Here is a 23103-nt window from a genome sequence, read left to right on the forward strand (position 1 = left end):
GTCATGACATCACTCACCTCGCTCGACACCCCCGCCGCCATCGTCGATCGCCGCCGCATGCAGGCCAATATCGCCCGCATGCAACAGCGCATGGACGCGCTCGGCGTGCGCTTCCGCCCGCACGTCAAGACCAGCAAGTGCCTGCCGGTCGTGCAGGCGCAGATTGCCGCCGGCGCGCAAGGCATCACCGTGTCGACGCTGAAGGAGGCGGAGCAATTCTTCGCCGCCGGCGTCACTGACATCCTCTACGCCGTCGGCATTACACCGGACAAGCTCGGCAAGGTCACGGCGCTGCGCCGGCGCGGCTGCCAATTGAAGATCATCACCGACAACGTCGCGTCCGCCGAAGCGATCGCCGCTTTCGGCAAGGCGCAGGGCGAGGTCTTCGAGGTCTGGATCGAGATCGACTGCGACGGCCACCGCTCGGGCATCAAGCCCGACGACAACGCACTGCTGCTCGGCGTGGCCCGCGCGCTTCAGGACGGCGGCATGACGATCGGCGGCGTCATCACGCACGCCGGTTCCAGCTACGAACTCAACACGCCGGCGGCGCTCGAAGCGATGGCCGAGCAGGAACGGGCCGGCTGCGTCGCCGCCGCCGACTGCCTGCGCCAGGCCGGCATTGCCTGCCCCGGCGTCAGTATCGGTTCGACGCCGACGGCGCTGCATGCCCGCCATCTCGACGGCGTCACCGAAGTCCGCGCCGGCGTCTATGTGTTCTTCGACCTCGTCATGCACAACGTCGGCGTCTGCCGTCGCGACGAGCTTGCGCTCAGCGTTCTGACCACGGTCATCGGTCACCAGCGCGAAAAAGGCTGGGCCATCGTCGATGCCGGCTGGATGGCGATGAGCCGCGACCGCGGCACGGCCAAGCAGAAGCACGACTACGGTTTCGGCCTCGTCTGCGACATCGACGGCAAGGAACTCGGCGGCTACGTCATGAGCGGCGCCAACCAGGAACACGGCATCATCGCGCTCGAACAGGGTCTCGATGCCGACATCGCGACGCGCTTCCCGATCGGCACCCGGCTGCGCATCCTGCCCAACCACGCCTGCGCCACCGGTGCGCAGTTCCCCGAATATCAGGTGCTCGCTGCCGATACCGACAGCAGCGAAACCTGGCCGCGCTTCTACGGCTGGTAAGGCACCGACACCACCAGGAAACTGCCGAAAAACGCCGTGGCCGCTCAGGCCGAAGAGGCGATGCGCACCGGCGCCGGCGCCTTTTGCGCGGCGGCGACGACCCGGTTGCGTCCGGCGGCCTTGGCCTGATACAGCGCCGAATCGGAAATGGCGAGAAGCTCGGTCACGCTCTCATGACGGGCGGTGCGTTCTGCCACACCGATGCTGACCGAAACGCTCAGCGGCCCGCTCGGCGAAGGAATCGTGGTGCGCTCGACCGACAGGCGCAGCCGTTCCGCGACCGCCAGCGCCTGGCCTATCGAGGTGTCCGGCAACAAGGCGATGAATTCCTCGCCGCCGTGACGGCACCAGATATCGGACGCCCGCAAGGCGGCCTGCGCTGATTTCGAAACCTCCACCAGCGCGGCGTCGCCGGTCGGATGGCCGTGCAGATCGTTGAACGACTTGAAGTGATCGATATCGACCGACAGGATCGACAAGGGCGCCCCCTGCCGGAGACTGCGCGACCACTCCTTGTCGGCAAACTCGATAAAGGCGCGCCGGTTGTAGGCGCCGGTCAATGCATCGCGGCGGGCCTGCGCGTGAATTTCCTCCTGAAGCCTTTGCGAGGTATGCAAAGTCAGTAACACGGTGATCATCGGGAAGCAGATCAGCGAGGTCGCGATCCAGAACAGGCGCGGCAGGGTCGGCGAGAAGGAGAAGGTCAGGCCGAAAACGCCGCCCGCCACGCGCCAGGCGCAGGCAAGCGCGAGCATGAGAAAGAGAATCCCGATCAGGCGGAAGGTGTGGTTGCCGGTCGCCGTTTTCGCTCTCAGACAGACGTAAGCCGGGTACAGGTAGAAGGCCAGGATCACCGCATTGTGGACGATGACGGCGACCGGATAATTCGGATCGCCGACAGCAAACCAGGCCAGGATCGCGCAGGCGACGGCGCAAAAGACCAGGCCAAACTTCATCGGCGGTACCCGCCCCGCCGCCTTGACGACGCCGAAATTGAACAGCATCAGGCCGGGCAGCAGGAAAAGATTCGAAGCGACTTCGCTCAACACCGGTGGCGCCACATTGCGCAGCGCGAAAAGGAAGAGGCCGGTGGCGAACGAAAACGATCCGATCGCCCAGTCCCGCGCCGGCGGATAGTTGCGCTGCACACTCCACAGGTAGAACAGGACGATCGTCTGCCCAATATTGATCCCGACATAGATCAATACCATCGTTCGGATATCGAGGACTGGAGACATCGTTGGCGCAGACGGAGAAAAATGGCTAGTTTATATTCAGGAGACACGGAGGGGAACCCGCGAGGCGTGCGCAGGACACCCGGCCCGCAGCCAAGACAACACGCATGGCTTTTCCGAAACGCGCAACGGCTCTGATAATTCGTCAGCCGAAAAGTTCAGCCAGCGATCGCGCGCATTGACGCCGATGGCTGAAATCCGCCCGCCAGCGAGACGACACCCTTGGCAGTTCACCGCGCGATGCGGCGCAGGTCACAAAGGCCTGTTTTTTTAGGACATACGCATCGTACCGGCAATCAGGTGTTATCATTTTCGCAGCCGGCGTCGATGCACTATCGATGCCCCTGCCTCATATCAACACCCAACTATGCCGCCGATGTGGCGGGGCTTCGACGGCGATCAAGCCGCGAAGATGCAGCGGATTCCTTTTTTGACTTGATGACGGAGAACTCATGGACCCATATCGCTCATGGATGAGCGTCAGTCTTCTTTGCCTGGGACTCGTATCGTGCTCGACCATGAGCCCGAAAGAATGCCAAATAGCCAACTGGAGCGATGTCGGGCAAGCCGATGGTTTGCTTGGAAAAAACTTGAGTTTTTTGAACCAGCGCAGAAGTGATTGTGCGGAAGCCAACATCCAGATTGACCAGGCAGCCTACTTGAAAGGACGCGACCAAGGCCTGAAAACCTATTGCCAGCTGGGCAATGCCGCGCAAATCGGCTTGCGCGGCGAAGTCTACGAAGGCGTTTGCCCTCCGGCGATAGATCAGGAATTCCGCCGCCGATACAACATTGGCTTTGATATCCATCGTTTTAAAGACGAGATCGCCAGACTTCGGTATCGCCTCGGTTCGCTGGAAGAGCGGTTGCGGAAAAATCAACACGAGTTCGAGCAGCGCTTGGGGTCTCGTGGAAAGAATGAAGATCACCAGCGCCTCTACCACGATTTTCAGCGTGAGCAAGACCGGATCCGTGAAGAGCAAAGCGTGGCCGCCCACAACTTGCAATGGAATCAAGGGCAGCTGATCAACGCCGAGATGGTGTTGCAAAACCTGCGCTGATTCCCCGTCCGGCAGAAGGCCTTTGGCCGCCCGACCGCGTCGGGCGGCAATGCGGGGGATACGCCGGAACGATCGCGGTGACCGAGCAAGCGACATCCCCCGGCTTGAATGGCATCGGCCATCCGCTGTTTTCAGGCGCATTACTTCCGCACCGGCTCGCATTCCCCGACAGAGCGCCGAGGCGAACAGTCGCTGCCGGCGACATAAAAATGGCCGGTCTGGGTTCAGAACCGGCCATTTCCATTCAAGCACCAAGGTCCGTCAAGACGGCAGCGCCCGCTGCGCCCGGCCCGGGATACCCGGAACGGCGCCGCCACGCCAACGGCGTCGCGCCCTCACTGCGGTCAGGCCTCGGCGATGGCCTGGATCGCGGTCAGCGCGATGGTATAGACGATGTCATCGACGAGCGCGCCACGCGAGAGGTCGTTCACCGGCTTGCGCAGACCCTGCAGCATCGGACCGACCGACACGACGTTGGCCGAGCGCTGCACCGCCTTGTAGGTGGTGTTGCCGGTATTGAGGTCGGGGAAGACGAAGACCGTGGCGCGGCCCTTGAGCGGGCTGTTCGGCGCCTTCTGGCGGGCGACGTCGATGACGCTGGCGGCATCGTACTGGATCGGCCCGTCGACAATCAGCTCCGGCCGACGCGCACGGACGATCTCGGTCGCCGCCCGCACCTTGTCGACGTCGTCGCCGGTCCCCGACACGCCGGTCGAATACGAGATCATCGCGACGCGCGGTTCGATGCCGAAAGCCGCCGCCGACCCCGCCGACTGCAGGGCGATCTCGGCCAGTTCCTCGGCGCTCGGGTTGGGATTGATGGCGCAATCGCCATAGACCAGCACCTGGTCGGGCATCAGCATGAAGAACACGCTCGAGACGATGCTCGATCCCGGCGTCGTCTTGATCAGCTGCAGCGCCGGACGCACTGTCGACGCCGTCGTATGGACGGCGCCGGAGACGAGGCCGTCCACATGCCGCTCGGCCAGCATCATCGTGCCGAGTACGACATTGTCTTCAAGCATAGCTTCGGCCTGAGGTGCCGTCAGTCCCTTCGACTTGCGCAGGGCGACCATCGGCGCGACATAGTCCTTGCGGATCGTCGCCGGGTCGAGGATTTCGAGCAGCGGATGCGCCGTCGGCAGGTCGATGCCATGCGTCAGCGCGATGCTGTGGATCTGGGCGGGGTCGCCAAGCAGGACGCAATGGGCGATGCCCTTGGTGGCGCAGATCGCCGCCGCGCGAATCGTGCGCGGCTCGTCGCCCTCGGGCAGCACGATACGCTTGCTGGCGACGCGTGCCTGCTGGATCAGGCGATGGCGGAACATCGGCGGCGTCAGGTGGGTGAAGGCCGACTGCCCGGCCGAACCGGTCAACGGCGCCAGCGCGACGTGATCGGCGATGTGGTCCATGACGCGCTCCATGCGCTCGCGGTCCTTGAGGCTGATGCGCCGGTCGGTGGCCGCCAGCTTGACGACCACGTCATAGGTTTCGAGCGGCGTCGTGACGATCGGCAAATCGCCGAAACGCGGATTCAGGAAGTGCTCGATCGACGGCGCGATCGATTCGCCGCAGGTCAGCAGCAGGCCGGCGATCGGCATGCCGCTGAGGCGGGCCAGCGTCGCCGTGACGACGAGGTCGGAACGGTCGCAGGGCGCGACGATCAGCGTTCCCGGCTTGAGGCGTTCGACCAGCTTGTCGACGCCGCGCGAGGCGACGATGATCTGGGCGATACGCGAATGCTCGAGATCGCCGGTGCGGTAGATCGAGAAGCCGAGATTGGCCGCGACGTCGGAGAGCAGCGGCGCCGCCAGTTCGGGATTGTCCGGCGACACGCAGACGAGCGGCACGCGCAGACCGCTCGCAGCGATGCCGGCGCCAATGGTTTCGGCATACGAGGCGTCGGGCACGCGGGTGATGATGGCGCCGGCCAGCGCATGGCCGCCGTCGCTGCCGTAGCGGTGCGCGGCATCGACGAGCGTGGCGACGACGTCGGCGGCCTCGGCGCGGCGGCCGTTGGCGGTGACGAGCACCGCAGCGCCGAGATTGCGCGCGATGGCCGGATCGAGATCGAGCAGCAAGGGATGATCCGGCCCACAGGTGATGCCTTCGACAATCATCAGGTCGCAGTCACCGCGCGCGCCCTCGACCAGCGTGACGATTTCCTCGAGCAGGCTCGCCTCGTCGCTGGCACGCACCATCGCCTCGGCACGCTTGGCGGAAATCGGCTCCGGCACCGTCACCCCGGCGATCGTCCGGGCGAAATGCACCGAGCGGTCGGGCTGTCCGTCGCCGGCCTTGAGATCGGCGACCGGCTTGACGAAGCCGACCTTGAAGCCCTCGCGCTGGAGGGCCCGCAGCAGGCCGAGCGCGCCCGTGGTGGCGCTGAAGTCGCTCGATGCTGAGGCCATGAAAAGCGTGCGGGAAACGAGTTCTGTTTTCATGATGCTGTGCTCCTGAATTGGCAAAATGCCGTGACCGGCCAGCCCGCTATGATAGCAACATAGCCGTCGCCAGGAAAATCGGCGGCGCCACCAAGGCCTCCTGAAACAGCGTCGATCACGAAAAAACTGCAGAAAAATAGCGATGTGCTATCTTTAGCATTCCCCTCCTGACTTCCCTGCGTGAGGAGATCGATCATGTTTGTGCCGACCGACCGGCGAAGCGGCCTCGACCGCCGCATCTGCCATATCCCCCCCGTATTTCTCAAGATCGACCGGAGAACCTACCGTGATCGCCGCAGCGTCATGGGCGGGAATGCCGACGCCGAACAGGACTGGGACGACAGCAACGATAGCGCGCTCGACGAGTCGATCCGCCGCGAGCATGACGACTGACGCCGGCCGCCGCAGCGCATCGACCGCAATCCGCGTGCCGGCCCTGGCGTTCTGGGCATTGCTCGCCTGCGTGTCAGCACCGACGCTGGCCGCGCCGCCGCTCGCAGCCACCACCACACCGCGCCACACGCGCGACGAAGAAACCGCCGTCATTCGCGAACATCATTTCAGGCGGCTCGACACGCGTTTGGCAACCGAAGCGGCGATCCTCCGCCAGACCTGCCGCTACGAATCGGAAATCTCGACGCCGCCCCCGCCCGACCGCGTCGCCTTGTCGTTCGACGACGGCCCCGAGCCCGGACAGACCGACTACATCCTCGACATCCTCGCCAGACAAGGAATCAGCGGCACCTTTTTCCTGATCGGCGAGAAATCCAGCGCGCATCCGGAGCTCACGGCCAAGATCCTGGCAAGCGGCAAGCATACGGTCGGCAATCACTCCTGGAGCCACCCGAATTTCCACGCCATCCCGCCCGAACAGCAACGCGAGGAAATCCTGCGCTACGAGGAACCGGCCTCGCCCGGCCCGGTCAAGCGGCTCTTCCGCTATCCGTATGGCAATTCAAGTTGCGAAGCGAACGAACTGCTGCACGCCCGGGGTTATCGCATCGTCGGCTGGCACATCGATTCCTGCGACTGGGCATTCGACCGCAACGGCAGCATCGATGCCAAGGAAGCCATCTCCTGCGGCGTGCTCGCGCAGAACCGGCACAATTACGTCGAGCATGTCGTCTCGACGGTCCGCGCCCACCGCGGCGGCATCGTCCTGATGCACGAAATCCATCCCAACACGCTCGCCAGACTCGAAGAGATCATCGTGCGCCTCAAGGAAGAAGGCTTCCAGTTCAGCGCCATCGAGGACCCCGAGTTCCTGCCGTCACTGCGCTAGCGCGCTGCCCCTTCCCGCCCCTTCCCGCTCCTTCCCGCCGCGATCAGCCGGCGCCGGTGGCATCAAGCGTGTAACGGCGGATCGCCTCGATAAAGGTCCGCGTCGCATTCGACAGGTAGCGACGCGGATTCCACACCATGCCGGCTTCAAGGTACAGCGGCTTCGCCAGGCGGCGGCTGACGATCTTCGGATGATCGCGGACCAACGGCTCCAACAGAAAACTGATGCCGACGCCGCGCTCGATCAGGCTGATGATCGTCGTGATCTGGTTCGATGAGAAGACGATGTGCGGCGAGATGCCATGCCGGGCGCATTCCTCGAGGATGATGCGGCGTGACAGCGTGTCCTCGGAAAAGAGGATGAAGGGCTCGTCGGCGAGGCGCGGAAAGGCGATTCGCCGCTGCGCCGCGAGCGGATGCTCGGCCGACAGGCAGACGTAGATCTCGCTGCGCGTGATCGGCGACATTTCGAGTTGCGGCTGTTTCTCGGCAACGACGACGACACCGACATCGAGCTCGCCCTTGTCGAGCAGCGTTCCGATCGACAGCGCGCCTTCCTCGATGACGTTGAGTTCGAGCAACGGATGCTCCTCGCGGAAGCGGCTGACGATCTCGGGAAAGAACACCGCGCCGATCATCGGCGTGATACCGACGCGGATGACGCCGCGCTGTGATGCGCGGTGGTCCTCCATTTCGCGGATGGCGTCGTCGGTACGCGCCAGGATGTCCTCGACGCGACGCAGGAAGACGCGGCCCGACGAGGTCACGCTGATCTTCTTGTGGCTGCGCTCGAACAGCTGGACGCCGAGTTCGCTCTCCAGGTTCTGGATCGCGACCGAGATCGCCGGCTGGGCGATATGGCAGCTTTCGGCGGCGCGGGTGACGCTGCCGAGCCGGCACACCGCTGCAAAATATTTCAGCTGCTTCAATTCCATGGCGATTTCTTGGATAAATAAAAACGATCGTTGGATACAAAATATGTATTTTCCAACTATTGATTCGATCGGTAAACTGCCGCGCGAATTCAACTGAAAGACTATTTCGACAGGGATCACGGGCCGCGAGCCCTGCCGAAACAGGCTTTAAATCCAACCATCATCCCGGCGCCACTCGACCGAGCACGGCACCACTCGCAGGAGAAAACCATCCCCATGAGCAACACCCTCAGAATCAGTATCGACGGCAAGGAGAAGGAGGCGCAGGCCGGCGACTCCATCCTGCAGGCCCATCTCAAGGGCGACGAAACCGTCACCGCCAACATCGGCTGCATGGGCCAGGGCGTCTGCGGCGCCTGCCGCTGCCTGGTGCGCAAGGAAGGCGAGCGCGAAACGGCGACCCGCCTGGCATGCGAAACGCTGGCCGAGGAAGGCATGCAGGTCAGCTTCATGGACTATTACCAGCCCGCCCGCGTCAGCCGCTACGGCCTCGAAGACATCCGCGACGGCTGGGAATGGATGAAACACCTGCGCGACGTCTTCCCGGAAGCGAGCAACTGCCGCCACTGCAGCGGCTGCGACCGCGCCTGCCCCAAGGGCATCACCGTCCAGGAAGGCATCGCCCTCGCCTCGCGCGGCGAACTGCAAGCCGCCGCCGAAGTCTTCGATGCCTGCATCATGTGCAACTTGTGCACGCTCGCCTGTCCGGAAAACATCCGCCCGAACCACGTCGGCCTCTTCCTGCGCCGCGCCCACGCCGCACAGACGTTGCGCCCCGGTGACCTGCTGCGCCGCCTCGACCAGCAACGTCGCGGCGAACTGGCCATCGACCTGAGCGCCGTCCCGACCGCACAAGGAGAACGCGCATGACGCAAGCCACCACCGCCATCCCGCACGCCGAGGCGCTCGCCCGCCTGGCTTCGGGCGCCACGCCGACGCTGCGCAAATCGGGCCTGTCGCGCGAACTCCTGCTCGAACGCTACCACCCGGACCATGCGCCGGCCGCCGCCGCAACGCTGCAGATCGGCGCCAATGCCGGCGAGCGCTGCCACCCGACGCTGGCCGAATTGCTGCAGGCCAACGCGCTGATCGACGGTTTCGACCTCGCCGGCGCCGAACAACTCTCCACCGATGTGCTCGTCATCGGCGGCGGCGGTGCCGGTGCCGCCGCGGCGCTGACCGCCGCCAGCCATGGCGCCGACGTCATCATGGCCTGCAAGCTGCGCCTCGGCGACAGCAACACGGTGATGGCCGAAGGCGGCATCCAGGCCGCGCTCGGCCGCGACGACAGTCCGCAGCGCCACTTCGAGGACACGCTGCGCGGCGGCCACTATCGCGCCGATCCGCTGCTCGTCGCCCAGCTCGCCAGCGACGCGCCCGACGCCATCCGCTGGCTGATCGAGCTCGGCATGCACTTCGACGTCACCGACGCCGCCACCGACGGCGGCACGCTGCGCTACAAGCAGGCCGGCGGCTGCACACAGCCGCGCATTCTCTCGTATCGCGACTACACCGGTCTCGAAATGATGCGCGTCCTGCGCGAGACGGTCGAACTCGACCCGGCGATCCGCCTGCTCAACCGCTGCCCGGCCGTCGAACTGCTCTCGCATGACGATGGCAGCTGCGCCGGCGCGGTGCTCTTCGATCTCGAATACCAGCGCTTCGTCGTCGTCTCGGCACGCTCGGTCATCCTAGCCACCGGCGGCTGCGGACGCCTGCACCTGCAAGGCTTCCCGACCTCCAACCACTACGGCGCCACGGCCGACGGCCTGGTGCTCGCCTACCGCCTCGGCGCCAAACTGCGCGATCTCGACTCCTTCCAATACCACCCGACCGGCATCGCCTTCCCGTCACGCCTCGCCGGCGGCCTCATTTCGGAAGCCGCCCGCTCCTGCGGCGCCTGGCTGATCAACGGTCTCGGCGAACGCTTCATCGACGAGCTGGCGCCGCGCGACGTCGTCACCGCCGCCATCCTGCGCGAATGCGCCGACGGCCGCGGCATCGAACGCGACGGCCGCATCGGCGTCTTCCTCGACACGCCGCGCCTCGCGCGGCAGTGGCCGGAAGGCATCGAACACCACCTGCCGGCGCTCGCGCACCTGGCCGCCAAATGCGGCATCGACCCGGCGACGGAACCGATGCTCGTCTACCCGACGCTGCACTACCAGAACGGCGGCGTCGTCATCGACGGCGAAGGCCGCAGCACCGTCCCCGGCCTGCTCTGCGCCGGCGAAGTCAGCGGCGGCATCCACGGCCGCAACCGGCTGATGGGCAACGCGCTGCTCGACATCATCGCCTTCGGTCGTCGCGCCGGACAGCGCGCCGCCGAGGACATCGGCAAGCGTCCGCTGCGCCGCGGCGACATCGAACACGTCTACAGCTGGCAGCGCACGCTGGTCCAGTCCGGCCTGCCGCGCCAGGCGCGCGCGCCGCGCCTCTACCCCGGCCCCGGCCACTATCCGCTGCACCGCAACGAGCGGTCGCTGGCCTAGGAGATCTCGCATGGACAAACTCAATCAAGTACTGCTCAAGCCGGCGATTCAGGTCGGCGCCGATCTCTTCGCCTGGATGCAACAGGGCGGCACGCAGGGCCTCGCCACTGCGCTCGACGCGCCGCAGACGCTGATCCAGCGCATCGCCGACGCCGATCTGCGCGGCATGGGCGGCGCCGGTTTCCCGACCGCGCGCAAGTGGGAGGCCGCGGCCCAGGCCGCCGGCAGCGAGAAATATGTCGTCTGCAACGGCAACGAAGACGAACCCGGCACCTTCAAGGACCGCACGCTGCTCAGCCGTACGCCGCATCAGGTCATCGAGGGCGCGCTGATCGCCGCGCTGGCGATCCGGGCCTGCCACGTCATCTTCTATCTCAACCCGCACCAGCAGGGCAGCCTGCGCGAGATGCGCCGGGCGGTGGCGCAGTGGCAGGACAGCCCCTGGCTCGAAAAGGTCGCCAAGGCGGTCGGACAGCCGGTCGATCTTCAGGTCGTGCCCAGTTCGGGCCGCTACATCGGTGGCGAGGAAACCGCCGTCGTCGCCTCGCTCGAAGGCGGCTTCCCCTTCCCGCGCAAGAAACCGCCCTTCCCGGCCGAATCCGGCGTCCGCGGCTGCCCGACGCTGATCAACAACACCGAGACGCTGGCCAAGGTCAGCCACATCATCCGCCACGGCGCCGACTGGTACCGTGCGCTCGGCGTCGGCGCCGCCAGCGGCACCAAGCTCTACTCGCTCTCCGGCGACGTCATGGCGCCGGGGCTGTACGAACTGCCGATGGGCACCTCGCTGCACGACCTCATCTACCGTTATGGCGGTGGCATGCTTGAGGGCAAGGCCTTCAAGGCGGTGTTCACCGGCGGCCCGTCGAACACGCTGCTGACGCGCAAGGATCTCGACGTCGCCCTCGACTTCGACTCGGTGCGCGAACGCCAGTCACGCCTCGGCACCGGCGCGATGATCGTCATTTCGGAAGGCAGCAGCATCATCCGCAAGGTCGCCGAATACATCGGCTTCTTCGCCAAGGGTTCCTGCGGCCAGTGTCCCTCGTGCAAATGCGGCACCTTCCAGCTCGCCCGCCTGCTCGAACGCGTCGACAGCGGCCGCCACTCGCCGGCCGACCTGGCGGCGCTGCGCCACCTCTGCCAGATCCTGCCGGGCAGCGGCCGCTGCGGCCTGATCGACGGCGCGGTCACCGTCGTGCAAAGCTCGCTGCACACCTTCCCGCAGGAATACGGCATCGCCGCGACGGCCGACTGAGACGGCGGAGATCGCGGCCCGGATGCGGCGCAACGCCCGCATCCGGTGCCGAGGCGCCCCCCTCTACAGGCGCTTGGCCATTGCCTGCAGTTGGTCGAGCCGATTTAGCAGGTCGTTGAGCACGACCATCCCCTGCGCCAGTTCATCGACGCTCTTGAGGTTCTCGGCCACCTTGACGTGCTCGCGCGACGCTTCATCGTTCATCTGCTGCATTTGCTCGGCCGCCTTCTCGCTCGCTGCAATCAAGCCATTCATCGAAACAAGGGTTGTATCGGCGATCTGCCGGATCGACAGGATCGTGCTCACCGCCTCGCGGATGCTCGAACCGGTCCGCTCAGCCTGGTCCTTCGCCGCCTGGGCCAACTTGCGCACCTCGTCGGCGACGACGGCAAATCCGCGCCCGGCCTCGCCGGCCCGCGCCGCCTCGATTGCCGCATTGAGCGCGAGGAGGTTGGTCTGATCGGCAATCTGGCCGATGCCACCGGTGATGCCGCTGATATCCTTCGAGAGGCGCTCGAGATCGTCGAGGCTGCCGCTCAATCCGACCTGCGATGACTGCGACTGCTTCGCCGTCGCGCCGACATCGCCCATCAGCGCCAGCGCGCGCATCATGCTCGTCGACTGCTGCTTGAAGCCTTCGGCCAGCGCTGGCAAGACGTCGATCACCGGCTGGATCGTGCGCTCATAATCGATCACGCGCTCGACCATTTCCCGCTGCAGTTCGCTCAGGGTTTCCCAGCGGTACAGGGCACGCTGCGAATAATGCGAAGAGAAACTCGAATAATGAACCGGGAAGGCATCGATGAAGGGATCCGCATAACTCTCCGTCGCGCGGAAGAAGGCCAATGCCGAGAGCGTCTGGTTGATCGGAATGCCGAGCACCTCGCCGAACGACGAGAATCCCGCCGCGCGAACGCCGTCGAAGAAATCGGCCTTGCCGAGCACGCTGCTGTTGCCGAGACGACGCAGCACGCAGTCATTGAGCAGCATCACCAGAGGCTCGCCCCGCGCCGAGACGAACGCCCGCCAGTCCTTCCGGGTCGTCTCGATGAAATCGGTTTGCTGCAACAGGTAAAGGCGATCGCCAAACTCGATGTCGCAGAAAAACGCGGTCTCGTTCTCACCGAAGGCGGCGACGGAACGAATGAACATCTCCTTACCGACCTGTACGCCAAAGGTATAACCGGCGAGGCGCTCGCCGACCTCGGCAGGATGACAACGGAAATGCGCCGCCAGGGCGTCGGAAAAGCGCTGCGTCTCGCCATCTTTCGAGAAGACCGAGCGAACGACGCGCGCCACCGGATCGGCATCGGCGACCAGCCAGCTGGCACCGGTCGATTGGAAATTCTGCGTCTTGAACGGCGAGAAGCGGATGCCCGGCCTGAGTTTGCAGAACACCATGACGGCATGGCCGCTCAGCAATTTTCCGTCGGCGTACATGTAGGTGCCGGAGAAATCGAGCTTGCCGCCGGCGCTGCCGCCGATGGCCAGACAGGGGAAGCGTCCGGATTCGTAATAGGCGCGCATCAGGAAACCCTCCGACGCGCTGAGCCCATCGAAAAAGATCAGGCAGAAGGTATCCTGCGCATTGATCTTCATCGCCGGCCGCACCCGGTCGAGTTCGCCGGCCAGGAGCCGGACGCGTTCGGCAACGCTTTTCCCTTCCTTCTGGCGCAGATTGACAGAAAACACCTCGACCGCGCCAATCAGTTCCGAACCGATCTGAAGATAACTGCCTTCGCGGCTATTGGGCTCGGCACTGCAATACACCGAGCGATCTCCGCCCGTGCGGCCATTGCACAAGGCGCCGGACGACGATACCGCCAGAAACACCGGCGCTGCCGCGCCCTTGCCATTGACATGCCGGGCCAGGCGCTCGGCCGCCGCCCGGAAATCCGCGTGCGGCGGAACGAAGCCGACAAACAGACCGCCATCGAGGACCTCGACCTGCCCCGGCGTCTCAATATCAAAACCGCCGGAAACGGCCGGCAAGGCCTTTTCTGCCGCCGGCCCCGAGCGACGCTTCGAAAAGAACGAGATCATAATTCCCTCCGCTGGTCTAATTTGCCAATGTACTAGGGTAGTGTTCTCAATCAAGCGTTGATTGCGGTCAATTGAGAGCACACCATTTATGACAGGTTAGCAAAGATTGATCGCGCTGCGAAAGGCAGGGGAATCACCTACGGCCAAATCCGGCGCGAAAAAAATCCCCCGGACCGTTCGGTCCGGGGGATGCTGTCCGATTTCCGGCGCGATGCCGGAACGATCCGCGGAGAAGGCTCCCTGCGCTCTGTCCTTACTTCTTCTCGACGCCGCCGGTCAGCAGCGGAATGCTGCCGTCCTTGCTGCCACCGAGCAGGCCGCTGGCGGTGTAGATGCCGAGCTTGTGACGCGTGTCGGAAATGTCGAGGTTGCGCATCGTCAGCTGGCCGATGCGGTCGGTCTGCGTAAACGCGGCGTCCTCGACCTTTTCCATCGACAGGCGCTCGGGCGCGTAGGTCAGGTTCGGGCTGACCGTGTCGAGGATCGAGAAATCGTTGCCGCGACGCAGTTCCAGCGTCACTTCGCCGGTGATCGCGCGCGCCACCCAGCGCTGCGCGGTTTCGCGCAGCATCAGCGTCTGCGGGTCGAACCAACGACCCTGGTAGAGCAGGCGGCCGAGACGCAGGCCGTTGATGCGGTACTGCTCGATCGTGTCCTCGTTGTGGATGCCGGTGAGGAGGCGCTCATAGACGATGTGCAGCAGGGCCATGCCCGGGGCTTCGTAGAGGCCGCGGCTCTTGGCTTCGATGATGCGGTTCTCGATCTGGTCGCACATGCCGAGACCGTGACGGCCGCCGATGGCGTTGGCTTCGTAGAACAATTCGACGGCGTTGGCGAAGGTCTGGCCGTTGATCGCCACCGGCTGGCCTTCCTCGAAACGCACCGTGACGGTTTCCGGCTTGACGACGACGTCATCGCGCCAGAAGGCGACGCCCATGATCGGCTTGACGATGTTGATACCGTTGTTGAGGAATTCGAGATCCTTGGCTTCGTGCGTCGCGCCGAGGATGTTGGAGTCGGTCGAATAGGCCTTCTCGACGCTCATCTTGTAGTCGAAGCCGTGCTTGACGAGGTATTCGCTCATCTCCTTGCGGCCGCCCAGCTCATCGATGAAGTCCTGGTCGAGCCAGGGCTTGTAGATGCGCAGCGCCGGGTTGGCGAGCAGGCCGTAGCGGTAGAAGCGCTCGATGTCGTTGCCCTTGTAGGTCGAGCCGTCGCCCCAGATATTGACGTTGTCTTCCTTCATCGCAACGACGAGGGCGGTACCGGTCACGGCGCGGCCGAGCGGCGTCGTGTTGTAGTAGGTGGTGCCGCCGGTCTTGATGTGGAAGGCGCCGCACTGGATCGCGGCAATGCCTTCGGCGACCAGTTGCGGCCGGCAGTCGATCAGGCGGGCGATTTCAGCGCCGTAGAGCTTGGCCTTGCGCGGGATGTCGTCATAGTCGCTCTCGTCCGGCTGGCCGAGGTGGGCGGTGTAGCAACAGGGAATGGCACCCTTGCCGCGCATCCAGTGAACAGCGGCGGACGTGTCCAGACCGCCGGAAAAGGCGATGCCGACGCGCTCGCCGGCGGGGATCTTTTGTAGAATCGTTGCAGCCACGGAGAGTTCTCGCACTAGGTGAAATACCGCTATTGTAACGTGGACCCTGCCTGGCGCCGAAGTCAAAACGACTAAGAAGCCATTTCGGCAACCCCGTTTGCCGCCCCTCGGTGATTGCGGGAAAACTTGGCGGAAATCCGACAAACCCGACAAATGCGACACCGAACGACATCGTCGGCCACGGTCGCGATGACCGTTTTCCCGCGCCGGCGGGCGCTGGGCGACCGCCCTGCCCGCCCGGAAAAAACGGAACGCTCCTTGCTAGCACTCGTCATGTCGCCCGCCCGGCACGCGCCGCCTGCGTCCGGACCGGCCAAGCCCCATCGATCCCCTCGCGAGCAAAAACGTCATGACTTGTCGCTGCAAGACACCACCCCCAGCATCCCCTGCCACGCCCCCCGACCGCTATGTCAGCTTCATCGGACTCGATTGCGATGCCAAGGCAGCGCAACTGATGGCCCTGATCCGCCGCCATATCGACGACCCCGGACGCAGCAATGCCTTCTGGGAATACTTCAAGAAAAAGGCTGCCGGCGGCAGCAGCCCGCAGCCCGACGCGCTGTTCCTGATCCACAGCAACCTCAACCAGATCCGCGAACTGTTCGAGACGCATGCAGACACGGCAGCGCTCGACCTGCTCGACCGCATCGAGGAAGAATGCTGCTGACCCGGCGCAACCGGGTCAGCAAGCTATCGAACGCCCGCTATTCGACGCGGATCGTCCGCGCCGGCGCAACGCCCGGCCCGGCCTTCGGCAGTTCGATGCGCAGCACGCCTTTGGCATAACTTGCCGTGGCGTCGTCGGCCCGTACCGGCACCGACAGCGGCACGACGCGGCGGAAGCTGCCATACGCGCATTGCATGATCCGCCAGCGCCCCTCGGCGCTTTCCGCGGTGAAACGCTTTTCGCCGCGGATGATCAGCGATGCGTCGTCGACCTCGACCGTCATGTCCTGACGATCCATGCCCGGCACCTCGAGCCGCACGACGATCCGATTGGCATCCTCGAACACTTCGCCGCCGAGCAGGGACCAGCTGCGCGACGGCCGGTAGAACGGGTCATCGACGCGCTCGGGCGGCGGCATGCTCGAACCGGCGCCGGGGCTGAAGCGGGTCAGCGCATTGGTCGCCGACTCGCTCAGGTGACGCCAGCCTTCCGCCACCGAATCCAGGAACGAACTGACCCCTTGCTTGATCGCTTCGAGTTTCATGGACGCGCTCCTTTCACTGCTCCTTTCACCCTTGCCACACCGCCGTCCGCCCGCGCGGACGGCGACACGACAATGGCTAACCGACGCGGATTTCGACCTTGCGCGGCTGCGCGTGAATCGCTTTCGGAATGCGCAGTTTCAGCACGCCCTGGTCGAATTCCGCCGTCACCTTTTCGCAATCGAGTTCCTTCGACAGCGTGAAGACGCGCTTGAATCGCGGCGAGCCGACCTCGACATGCGTCGACTCCATGCCATCGCGGATCTCGAGGCTCATCTCGCCCGAAATCTCCAGCGTGTCGGCTTCCACCTGCAGATGCAGCTTGTCCTTCGCAACGCCGGGCAGATCGGCATAGAGCGTAATGCCCGAAGCATCCTCGATGACATCCACCGGCGGCAGCAGCGCGACCTCGCCCTGAGCAGGCGCGTTAGTGCTGGCAACAGTCTTGTCGGTCATGGCAGGTCCCTCCTTTCACTGAATGGCGATGCGACGCGGCTGGGCGGCTGCGCGGCGCTGGATGCTGATATGCAGGACGCCGTCGCGATAGCGCGCCGACACGGCGTTGGCATCGACGTCGTCGGGCAGCGTCAGGACGCGGCGGAAGCGCCCGGCGAAGCGTTCGTCGAGATGCTGCGTCGTCTTGTCGTCGACCGACGGGCGCTCGATCTTGCGCTCGCCGGCGATCGTCAGGACACCCTTTTCGATCTGCACGTCGATCAACGCCGGATCGAGACCGGGCGCGAACGCATAGATTTCCACCGACTGCGGGGTACTGCCAACATTCAGCGCCGGATAGCCGCCGCGCTCGAAGCCGCGGATGCTCGGCGACGGATCGTAGGACTGCTGGAGCACCCGCTGCATGCGGTCGAGTTCCGCGAACAGGTCGCGCGGGAACAGGGTTCGATAAAGCATGGAATGTCTCCTTGTCGAAGAAACGGACGCCGACCACCGGCATCCCTGATCCCTATATAGGTCTCGTCAAAATGATTTCAAGACCCCGATATCGGATGGCGATGGCATCGCGGATCGGACAAGATTTTTAATCCTTTCTGGTGAGTTTTCTACCACTTGTAGACGAAGAAAATATTCCGCTGCAGGCGTATATTCGGTCGCCATATTGCAATCGCCGGCACGCGCCGGAATTCCGGGACAAGAGAATCGAATGAATGTTTCCAGCAAGCTGAAATGGGTGGTTTCGGGGGCGCTGGGCGCCCTGATCGTCATCGGCAGCATCGGCTTCTACAGCGCCGCCCGGATCGACGCGGCGCTGACGAACTCGAACAAGGTGGTGCTGCCTTCGCTCAAGATCGTCTACCAGCTCAAGGCCAACCAGCAACTCGTCGCCCTGAGCCTGTACCGGCATATCGGCACGACGCAGAAGGATCAGATGGCCGCGCAGGAAACGGCCATCTCGGCCGCGTCGCAGGCCATGACAAAGTCCTTGGCCGACTATGAAAGCAACTACGTCCGCACCGCCAGGGGACGGGAACTGCTCGCCGCCGAGAAAAAGGCCGTGACCGACTATCTCGACCTGCTGCCGGCGGTACTGGAGCATTCCCGCGCCAACGACAAGACCGGCGCCTTCGAGAAGACGGCAGCAATGACCGAGCGACGCGCCACGCTGGCGAAGCTGATCGACGACCACATCGCCCTCAACGAAAGCCTCGCCATCGAACACGCCGAACACGCCGAGGCCCAGGCGCAGCAAGGCAAGACCGCCATCATCGCGATCACCTTGCTGGCCTTCGTCATCATCGTCACGGTCGCCTTCCGCGTCATCCGCGGCATCAACCGCTCGCTCTCGACGATGCAGACCGCCATCGAGCACATCGAGAGCCAGCTCGACTTCTCCGCCCATGCCGAAGTCATCGGCAACGATGAAATCGCGCGAGTGGCCGAAGCGCTGAACCGCCTGATCGACAAGCTCAAGGCCAGCCTGGTCACCATCACCTCGGGCGCCACCCGCGTATCCGAAGCCGCGGCGCAACTGGCGACGGCCTCGACCCAGGTGGCCAAGGCCTCGGTGCAACAGAGCGACGCCGCCAGCAGCATGGCCGCCTCGATCGAGGAAATGACGGTCAGCATCTCTCATGTCAGCCAACGCTCGGGCGAGGCGCACGCGCTGTCGACCGAATCGGGCCAATGCGCCACCGAAGGCGAAGCCGTCATCACCCAAACGGTTTCCGACATCAACCTGATCGCTGCCTCGGTCGGCCACTCGGCCGAGCGCATCCGCGAGCTCGAAAACGCCAGCGACCAGATCTCGACGATCGTCGCCGTGATCAAGGAAGTCGCCGACCAGACCAACCTGCTCGCCCTCAACGCGGCGATCGAAGCCGCCCGCGCCGGCGAGCAGGGGCGCGGCTTTGCCGTCGTCGCCGACGAGGTCCGCAAGCTGGCCGAACGCACCGCGAACTCGACGACGCAGATCACCGCGACGATCGAATCGATCCGCTCGGTCGCCGCCGACGCCGCGGCAAGCATGGAAGACGCCGTACAACGCGTCGCCGTCGGCGTGACCCAGGCCGGCAACGCCAACGACGCCATCGAAAAGATCGCCGACGCGAGCCGGCAAGCCGTCTCGATGGTCGAGGAAATCACCGCGGCGATCCGCGAACAGAGCCAGGCCAGCACGACGATCGCCACCAATGTCGAAGCCATCGCGCAGATGGCCGAAGAGAGCAACGCGGCGGCGCAGAACAGCGCCGAATCGGCGCAGTATCTCGACGAAATCGCCCGCGAACTGAAGGTCGTCGCCAGCGCCTACCGGCTTTGACCGCGCGCCGGGCTAGATCTCGCCTTCGTCGATGGCCAACCGCGTCAGCGCGACCACATTCTTGAGGTTGAGCTTGTGCATCAGTTCGCGCCGATGCGTCAGCACGGTCGCCTCGGAGAGATTGAGCTTTTCCGCCACTTCGGCCGAGGTCAGGCCGGAGGCGATCAGCTTGAACACCTGGCGCTGACGGCGACTCAGCAAGGCCAGCACCGACCCGCCCTCACCCGACGCCGACGCTGACGGTCCCGCCGCATTCGACGCCCGGAAGAGTTGCGCCAGTCGCCGCAGCAATTGCTCCGACTCGCGCTCGTTCTGCTTCCGGTCGCTGACATCGACCACCGACCCGACCATGCGCAAGGGCTCGCAGGCACCCACGCGCGACTCGCGATGCACGACGCGCCCGCGGAATCGCAGCCAGACCCAGTGCCCCTTGCTGTGTTGCAAGCGGAACTCCATGGCCCCGGCCGACAGCGCGCCGCTGAGCAGACCTTCGAAGGTGTCGTCGATGAGCGCGCGATCCTCCGGATGCGCCGTCTGCAGCCAGCCCTCGCGGCGGGTGACCAGCGCCTCCGGCGCAATGCCGATGAGCCGCATCCACTCCTTGTCGAGGATCACCGTGCTGGATGCGATATCCCAGTCAAAGAAGGCGGCATCGGAACCATAGAGCGCCAGCGCCAGCCGCTCCTCGCTCTCGGCCAAGGCCAGCTGCGCCTTGCGGTATTCGCTGCGATCGATGCACGATCCGAACAGCGCGAGATGGTCTTTCTCCCATTTCGGCAATACCGCCACCTCGAACCAGCCGTGACTGCCGTCCTTGCGCACGAGCTCGATCTCGAACTGCGGCGCCACATCGAAACATCCGTTCCGCATGATCTCGGCAATCCTCGTGTCGACTTCGGCGAAGCTCTCGGGCGATACGTGCATGCAGCTTGAACTCTTGCCGACCAGCTCGCCAACGTCATAGCCGAGCATTTTTTCGAACGCCCGGTTGGTCCAGGCGAAGGTCCGATCGACGACCTTCCAGTAGCCGACCGACGGCCCCTCGAGCAGAAAGCTCTGGTCCGACAGACGGCGCCTGACCCGCTCCTCTCGCTGCCGACGTTCGTTGATCGAGCGGAACAGGCAGGAGAAAAAGCCCGGCTGCAAGCGCGCCACCTCAAGGAACATCCACTGGTGGATGGCCGGGCTGTAGAGTTCGAGGGTTTCGGCCCGGCCGACGGCCAGCACCCGCCGGATCACGTCGAAGAACGCCGCTGTCTCGGGGCGATCCGCGACATCGCGATGCGTCTCCAGGAAACGCTGGCCGACGACGCCGCTGATGCCGGTCTGTTGCTCGAACGCGGCATTGGCGTAACGCGTCACAAAATCGACGACTACGCCCTGCTCATGGATCGCCTCACAGAACGCAACACCGAACGAACTCTCGGCGACGAAGGTCGCGCACACGGCCGGCAACCCGTCCTTCACGCACCTGTCATGAGATGACTCCATCACGCACTGCCTTCCCTTCCAGCCGCCTCGACCGCCCGAAAAGCGACCCAAAGCCACTATTACTGATGAATATTCTACCGACTTCGACCGAAGAAAGTTTCGCCGATTTTACGTATATTCTCATGCAAGGTTCATGAAACGCCAAGGACATGATCATAACCAGGGCAATCCGGGACCTTTTGAACGCAGAGCAGACACCCTTGCGTTCATATGTTCAACGCTTGAAAAGGAAACAGCCATGCCGCGCGCCACCACTGCCAAACCAACGACGCCCCCCCGCAAGAAGACCGTTAAAGCGCCGGCCGTAGCACCGCAGGAAAACATCACGCCGGACGCGATCACTGCCAAAACAGCGACCGCCTCGCGCAAGAAGACCGTTAAAGCGCCGGTCGCAGCCGTCAGCGCGGCAACGATCTGTCCCGAGAACCGGCAGCACCACATCCAGGAAGCCGCCTACTATCTCGCCGAACGTGGCGGATTCAGCGGCAACCCCGAGGACTACTGGCTTCAGGCCGAAGCCCAGATCGACCTGAGCAAGGCATAAGCAAGCGCCGTCCAAGCCCGGAAGAACGAACCCGCCCCACGATCGAGAACACCCCCTAAGCTCGCCGCTCGCCTGTCGCGGCTGTCCGGACTCGATTATCCGGCGGCGCATTGGGCCACCGAATCCTGGGCCATGGCGCTCGACATCGGCGCGCTGCGGACCTCGCACGAACGGCGCACGGGCACGCACATGCTTGCCCCGGCGCAGGCACCCGCGGAGCACGGACATGCGCCCGACACCTGAATTTTGGGAAACACATGGCAACACCAAGACGTGAAGCAAAAATCCTGATCATCGACAACGACGGCGGCAGCCGCTTCGAACTCAACCACATGCTGCAACGCCTGGGCGTCGAAACCATCGAGACCGCCAGCGACGGCCAGGAAGGCCTGGCCAAGATCGCCGCCGGCGACTATGACCTCGTCTTCATGGACTGGGTCATGCGCGAACTGAACGGACACGGACTCACGCAACTTCGCCGCGACGGTTGTACCGTCCCGATTGTCGCGACGACCGCCAACGCCATCCTCGGCGACCTGAAAACCCGCCTCGCTGCGGGCATCGACGACTACCTGAGCAAGCCGCTGCTGTTCGCCAACGTGGACGCCGTGCTGCGCAAGGCGCTGGCTTAGGCGCCTGTCCGAGGCGAGGTCAATTCGGCGCGGAGCCAGTCGCGAAAGCGTCCGACGACCGGTTTGTCGATATCGCCGCGGGCAATGACGACGAAATAGGAATAGAGCGACGGCAAGCTGATTGGAAACGGAATGACGAGCCGCCCGGCCGCCACATCGCTTTCGACATGCTGGCGGATGACCAGCGCAATGCCCTGGCCTTCGAGCACGGCCTCGTGCACCAGCACCGAATTGGAAAAGCGCGGCCCGCGTTCGGCATCGACACCGACGACACCGGCGCGGTGCAGCCAGGCGCGCCAACTCGGCCGCTTGTCGATCGCCGGAATCATCTCGTCATGGATCAGCACCCGCTGCGCGATATCCGCCGGCGTGCGCAAGGGCGGCCCCGATTGCAACACGGCCGGGCTGCAGACCGGCACGTATTCCGGCTGCAGCAGGCGTTCAATCGCATAGCCGGGGTAGTGCCCTTCGCCAAAGCGGATCGCCACCTCGCCGGAGGTGAGGCCGGGCGTCGCCTGCCGCTTGGCGAGATCGGCGAGCGTGCGCGGACCGTCGATATTGTCGGGATTGCTGGCGATGCGGATGGCGACATCGGGACAACGGGCGGCAAAACCGGCGACGTGGTGCACGAGCCAGCGAGTGGCAAATGAGGGTGGCGCGCTGAGGGTCAGGTCGAAGGCGCGGGGACGGCGCGTCTGCTCGACACCGGCGGCGAAATTGTCGAGCCCGGCGCGAATACCCGGCAACATCGCCGCGCCCTGCTCACTCAGCGCGATACCCTCCGGCAAGCGCAAGAACAGGTCGGCGCCCAGCCAGGCTTCGAGCTTCTTGATCTGCTGACTGACCGCCGACGGCGTCACCGCCAGTTCGTCGGCCGCCTTCTTGAAACTCAGGTGCCGCGCCGCCGCCTCGAAGGTACGAAGCGTGGACAAGGGCGGCAATCGATAGGCCACGATGGA

22 protein-coding genes are annotated in these 23103 nt (G+C 64.6%); 11 read left to right on the forward strand and 11 right to left on the reverse strand.

Going from position 1 to position 23103, the window contains the following annotated elements:
- The first annotated feature begins 3 nt into the window (after positions 1 to 3).
- The gene (locus tag BLR25_RS06570) at positions 4 to 1143 is read left to right on the forward strand and encodes a DSD1 family PLP-dependent enzyme (protein WP_091935654.1); all 1140 of its coding nucleotides are present in this window, start codon (positions 4 to 6) and stop codon (positions 1141 to 1143) included.
- A gap of 44 nt (positions 1144 to 1187) precedes the next feature.
- On the opposite strand, the gene BLR25_RS06575 is transcribed toward BLR25_RS06570, so the two are convergent.
- Positions 1188 to 2354 carry a GGDEF domain-containing protein gene (locus tag BLR25_RS06575; RefSeq protein WP_176785771.1) on the reverse strand — a complete coding sequence of 389 codons (1167 nt, stop codon included), beginning with the start codon at positions 2352 to 2354 and terminating at the stop codon, positions 1188 to 1190.
- Positions 2355 to 2896: 542 nt separating this feature from the next.
- Here BLR25_RS06575 and BLR25_RS06580 point away from each other — a divergent pair.
- Positions 2897 to 3439 (forward strand): DUF2799 domain-containing protein, encoded by a 543-nt coding sequence (locus BLR25_RS06580; RefSeq protein WP_176785772.1) that lies wholly within the window; start codon positions 2897 to 2899, stop codon positions 3437 to 3439.
- Positions 3440 to 3783: 344 nt separating this feature from the next.
- Here the strand turns inward: BLR25_RS06580 and pta are convergent, their stop codons facing one another.
- Together pta and BLR25_RS20910 are read right to left on the reverse strand one after the other, a co-directional pair.
- Entirely contained in the window at positions 3784 to 5883 is a 2100-nt protein-coding gene (gene pta / locus BLR25_RS06585) for a phosphate acetyltransferase (protein WP_091935663.1), read from the reverse strand.
- Positions 5880 to 6080, reverse strand: a complete 201-nt coding sequence (locus tag BLR25_RS20910) for a hypothetical protein (protein WP_143009784.1) — start codon at positions 6078 to 6080, stop codon at positions 5880 to 5882. Before BLR25_RS20910 ends, pta begins: the two co-directional genes overlap by 4 nt.
- Between BLR25_RS20910 and BLR25_RS20915 the strand changes: the two genes are divergently transcribed.
- Together BLR25_RS20915 and BLR25_RS06590 are read left to right on the forward strand one after the other, a co-directional pair.
- Positions 6079 to 6276: a hypothetical protein gene (locus tag BLR25_RS20915; RefSeq protein WP_143009785.1), complete on the forward strand. Its 198-nt coding sequence runs from the start codon at positions 6079 to 6081 to the stop codon at positions 6274 to 6276. The genes BLR25_RS20910 and BLR25_RS20915 overlap by 2 nt on opposite strands.
- The gene (locus BLR25_RS06590) at positions 6266 to 7165 is read left to right on the forward strand and encodes a polysaccharide deacetylase family protein (RefSeq protein WP_176785773.1); all 900 of its coding nucleotides are present in this window, start codon (positions 6266 to 6268) and stop codon (positions 7163 to 7165) included. The genes BLR25_RS20915 and BLR25_RS06590 overlap by 11 nt, the downstream gene beginning before the upstream one ends.
- Before the next feature lie 43 nt (positions 7166 to 7208).
- Here the strand turns inward: BLR25_RS06590 and BLR25_RS06595 are convergent, their stop codons facing one another.
- Positions 7209 to 8099, reverse strand: coding sequence for a LysR family transcriptional regulator (locus BLR25_RS06595; RefSeq protein WP_091935670.1), 891 nt, complete (start codon positions 8097 to 8099; stop codon positions 7209 to 7211).
- A gap of 216 nt (positions 8100 to 8315) precedes the next feature.
- Here BLR25_RS06595 and BLR25_RS06600 point away from each other — a divergent pair, with 216 nt between their 5' ends.
- The 3 genes from BLR25_RS06600 to BLR25_RS06610 are packed head-to-tail and all read left to right on the forward strand — an operon-like array spanning position 8316 to position 11849.
- A complete protein-coding gene (locus tag BLR25_RS06600; protein ID WP_091935674.1) occupies positions 8316 to 8969 on the forward strand; it encodes a 2Fe-2S iron-sulfur cluster-binding protein in 654 nt (217 codons plus the stop codon).
- On the forward strand, positions 8966 to 10591 hold the full coding sequence (locus BLR25_RS06605; protein WP_091935677.1) for an FAD-dependent oxidoreductase: 1626 nt from the start codon (positions 8966 to 8968) through the stop codon (positions 10589 to 10591). Before BLR25_RS06600 ends, BLR25_RS06605 begins: the two co-directional genes overlap by 4 nt.
- 10 nt (positions 10592 to 10601) lie before the next feature.
- Positions 10602 to 11849, forward strand: a complete 1248-nt coding sequence (locus BLR25_RS06610) for an NADH-ubiquinone oxidoreductase-F iron-sulfur binding region domain-containing protein (protein WP_091935680.1) — start codon at positions 10602 to 10604, stop codon at positions 11847 to 11849.
- Between the two features lie 63 nt (positions 11850 to 11912).
- Here the strand turns inward: BLR25_RS06610 and BLR25_RS21755 are convergent, their stop codons facing one another.
- Positions 11913 to 13892, reverse strand: coding sequence for a methyl-accepting chemotaxis protein (locus BLR25_RS21755; RefSeq protein WP_091935683.1), 1980 nt, complete (start codon positions 13890 to 13892; stop codon positions 11913 to 11915).
- Between the two features lie 253 nt (positions 13893 to 14145).
- The gene (argG, locus tag BLR25_RS06620; RefSeq protein ID WP_091935686.1) at positions 14146 to 15492 is read right to left on the reverse strand and encodes an argininosuccinate synthase; all 1347 of its coding nucleotides are present in this window, start codon (positions 15490 to 15492) and stop codon (positions 14146 to 14148) included.
- A 349-nt stretch (positions 15493 to 15841) separates the two neighbouring features.
- Between argG and cowN the strand changes: the two genes are divergently transcribed.
- Positions 15842 to 16159, forward strand: coding sequence for a N(2)-fixation sustaining protein CowN (gene cowN / locus BLR25_RS06625; protein WP_091935689.1), 318 nt, complete (start codon positions 15842 to 15844; stop codon positions 16157 to 16159).
- A gap of 37 nt (positions 16160 to 16196) precedes the next feature.
- Here the strand turns inward: cowN and BLR25_RS06630 are convergent, their stop codons facing one another.
- The 3 genes from BLR25_RS06630 to BLR25_RS06640 all read right to left on the reverse strand — a co-directional run bounded on the left by BLR25_RS06630 (position 16197) and on the right by BLR25_RS06640 (position 17613).
- The gene (locus tag BLR25_RS06630; RefSeq protein WP_091935693.1) at positions 16197 to 16703 is read right to left on the reverse strand and encodes an Hsp20/alpha crystallin family protein; all 507 of its coding nucleotides are present in this window, start codon (positions 16701 to 16703) and stop codon (positions 16197 to 16199) included.
- 76 nt (positions 16704 to 16779) lie between these two features.
- The gene (locus BLR25_RS06635; protein ID WP_091935695.1) at positions 16780 to 17157 is read right to left on the reverse strand and encodes an Hsp20/alpha crystallin family protein; all 378 of its coding nucleotides are present in this window, start codon (positions 17155 to 17157) and stop codon (positions 16780 to 16782) included.
- Between the two features lie 15 nt (positions 17158 to 17172).
- A complete protein-coding gene (locus BLR25_RS06640; protein WP_091935697.1) occupies positions 17173 to 17613 on the reverse strand; it encodes an Hsp20/alpha crystallin family protein in 441 nt (146 codons plus the stop codon).
- Positions 17614 to 17863: 250 nt separating this feature from the next.
- On the opposite strand from BLR25_RS06640, the gene BLR25_RS06645 reads away from it, so the two are divergent.
- On the forward strand, positions 17864 to 19477 hold the full coding sequence (locus tag BLR25_RS06645; protein WP_091935700.1) for a methyl-accepting chemotaxis protein: 1614 nt from the start codon (positions 17864 to 17866) through the stop codon (positions 19475 to 19477).
- 12 nt (positions 19478 to 19489) lie between these two features.
- On the opposite strand, the gene BLR25_RS06650 is transcribed toward BLR25_RS06645, so the two are convergent.
- Entirely contained in the window at positions 19490 to 20944 is a 1455-nt protein-coding gene (locus BLR25_RS06650) for a PAS domain-containing protein (protein ID WP_176785774.1), read from the reverse strand.
- Positions 20945 to 21206: 262 nt separating this feature from the next.
- Here BLR25_RS06650 and BLR25_RS06655 point away from each other — a divergent pair, with 262 nt between their 5' ends.
- Positions 21207 to 21512: a DUF2934 domain-containing protein gene (locus BLR25_RS06655; RefSeq protein ID WP_143009786.1), complete on the forward strand. Its 306-nt coding sequence runs from the start codon at positions 21207 to 21209 to the stop codon at positions 21510 to 21512.
- Positions 21513 to 21769: 257 nt separating this feature from the next.
- Entirely contained in the window at positions 21770 to 22144 is a 375-nt protein-coding gene (locus BLR25_RS06660; protein WP_091935710.1) for a response regulator, read from the forward strand.
- Here the strand turns inward: BLR25_RS06660 and BLR25_RS06665 are convergent.
- Entirely contained in the window at positions 22141 to 23097 is a 957-nt protein-coding gene (locus BLR25_RS06665) for a LysR substrate-binding domain-containing protein (RefSeq protein WP_091935714.1), read from the reverse strand. The two genes, BLR25_RS06660 and BLR25_RS06665, sit on opposite strands and share 4 nt — an antisense overlap.
- Positions 23098 to 23103 lie beyond the last annotated feature (6 nt).

This window comes from Propionivibrio dicarboxylicus (assembly GCF_900099695.1).
Classification (GTDB): Bacteria; Pseudomonadota; Gammaproteobacteria; order Burkholderiales; family Rhodocyclaceae; genus Propionivibrio; species Propionivibrio dicarboxylicus.

Excerpts from the sequence above, each read along its gene's own strand:
- BLR25_RS06570 (WP_091935654.1), top strand. The coding sequence starts at position 4 with ATGACATCACTCACCTCGCTCGACACCCCCGCCGCCATCGTCGATCGC.
- BLR25_RS06575 (WP_176785771.1), bottom strand. The coding sequence starts at position 2,354 with ATGGTATTGATCTATGTCGGGATCAATATTGGGCAGACGATCGTCCTG.
- BLR25_RS06580 (WP_176785772.1), top strand. The coding sequence starts at position 2,897 with ATGAGCCCGAAAGAATGCCAAATAGCCAACTGGAGCGATGTCGGGCAA.
- pta (WP_091935663.1), bottom strand. The coding sequence starts at position 5,883 with ATGAAAACAGAACTCGTTTCCCGCACGCTTTTCATGGCCTCAGCATCG.
- BLR25_RS20915 (WP_143009785.1), top strand. The coding sequence starts at position 6,079 with ATGTTTGTGCCGACCGACCGGCGAAGCGGCCTCGACCGCCGCATCTGC.
- BLR25_RS20910 (WP_143009784.1), bottom strand. The coding sequence starts at position 6,080 with ATGATCGATCTCCTCACGCAGGGAAGTCAGGAGGGGAATGCTAAAGAT.
- BLR25_RS06590 (WP_176785773.1), top strand. The coding sequence starts at position 6,266 with ATGACGACTGACGCCGGCCGCCGCAGCGCATCGACCGCAATCCGCGTG.
- BLR25_RS06595 (WP_091935670.1), bottom strand. The coding sequence starts at position 8,099 with ATGGAATTGAAGCAGCTGAAATATTTTGCAGCGGTGTGCCGGCTCGGC.
- BLR25_RS06600 (WP_091935674.1), top strand. The coding sequence starts at position 8,316 with ATGAGCAACACCCTCAGAATCAGTATCGACGGCAAGGAGAAGGAGGCG.
- BLR25_RS06605 (WP_091935677.1), top strand. The coding sequence starts at position 8,966 with ATGACGCAAGCCACCACCGCCATCCCGCACGCCGAGGCGCTCGCCCGC.
- BLR25_RS06610 (WP_091935680.1), top strand. The coding sequence starts at position 10,602 with ATGGACAAACTCAATCAAGTACTGCTCAAGCCGGCGATTCAGGTCGGC.
- BLR25_RS21755 (WP_091935683.1), bottom strand. The coding sequence starts at position 13,892 with ATGATCTCGTTCTTTTCGAAGCGTCGCTCGGGGCCGGCGGCAGAAAAG.
- cowN (WP_091935689.1), top strand. The coding sequence starts at position 15,842 with ATGACTTGTCGCTGCAAGACACCACCCCCAGCATCCCCTGCCACGCCC.
- BLR25_RS06630 (WP_091935693.1), bottom strand. The coding sequence starts at position 16,703 with ATGAAACTCGAAGCGATCAAGCAAGGGGTCAGTTCGTTCCTGGATTCG.
- BLR25_RS06635 (WP_091935695.1), bottom strand. The coding sequence starts at position 17,157 with ATGACCGACAAGACTGTTGCCAGCACTAACGCGCCTGCTCAGGGCGAG.
- BLR25_RS06640 (WP_091935697.1), bottom strand. The coding sequence starts at position 17,613 with ATGCTTTATCGAACCCTGTTCCCGCGCGACCTGTTCGCGGAACTCGAC.
- BLR25_RS06645 (WP_091935700.1), top strand. The coding sequence starts at position 17,864 with ATGAATGTTTCCAGCAAGCTGAAATGGGTGGTTTCGGGGGCGCTGGGC.
- BLR25_RS06655 (WP_143009786.1), top strand. The coding sequence starts at position 21,207 with ATGCCGCGCGCCACCACTGCCAAACCAACGACGCCCCCCCGCAAGAAG.
- BLR25_RS06660 (WP_091935710.1), top strand. The coding sequence starts at position 21,770 with ATGGCAACACCAAGACGTGAAGCAAAAATCCTGATCATCGACAACGAC.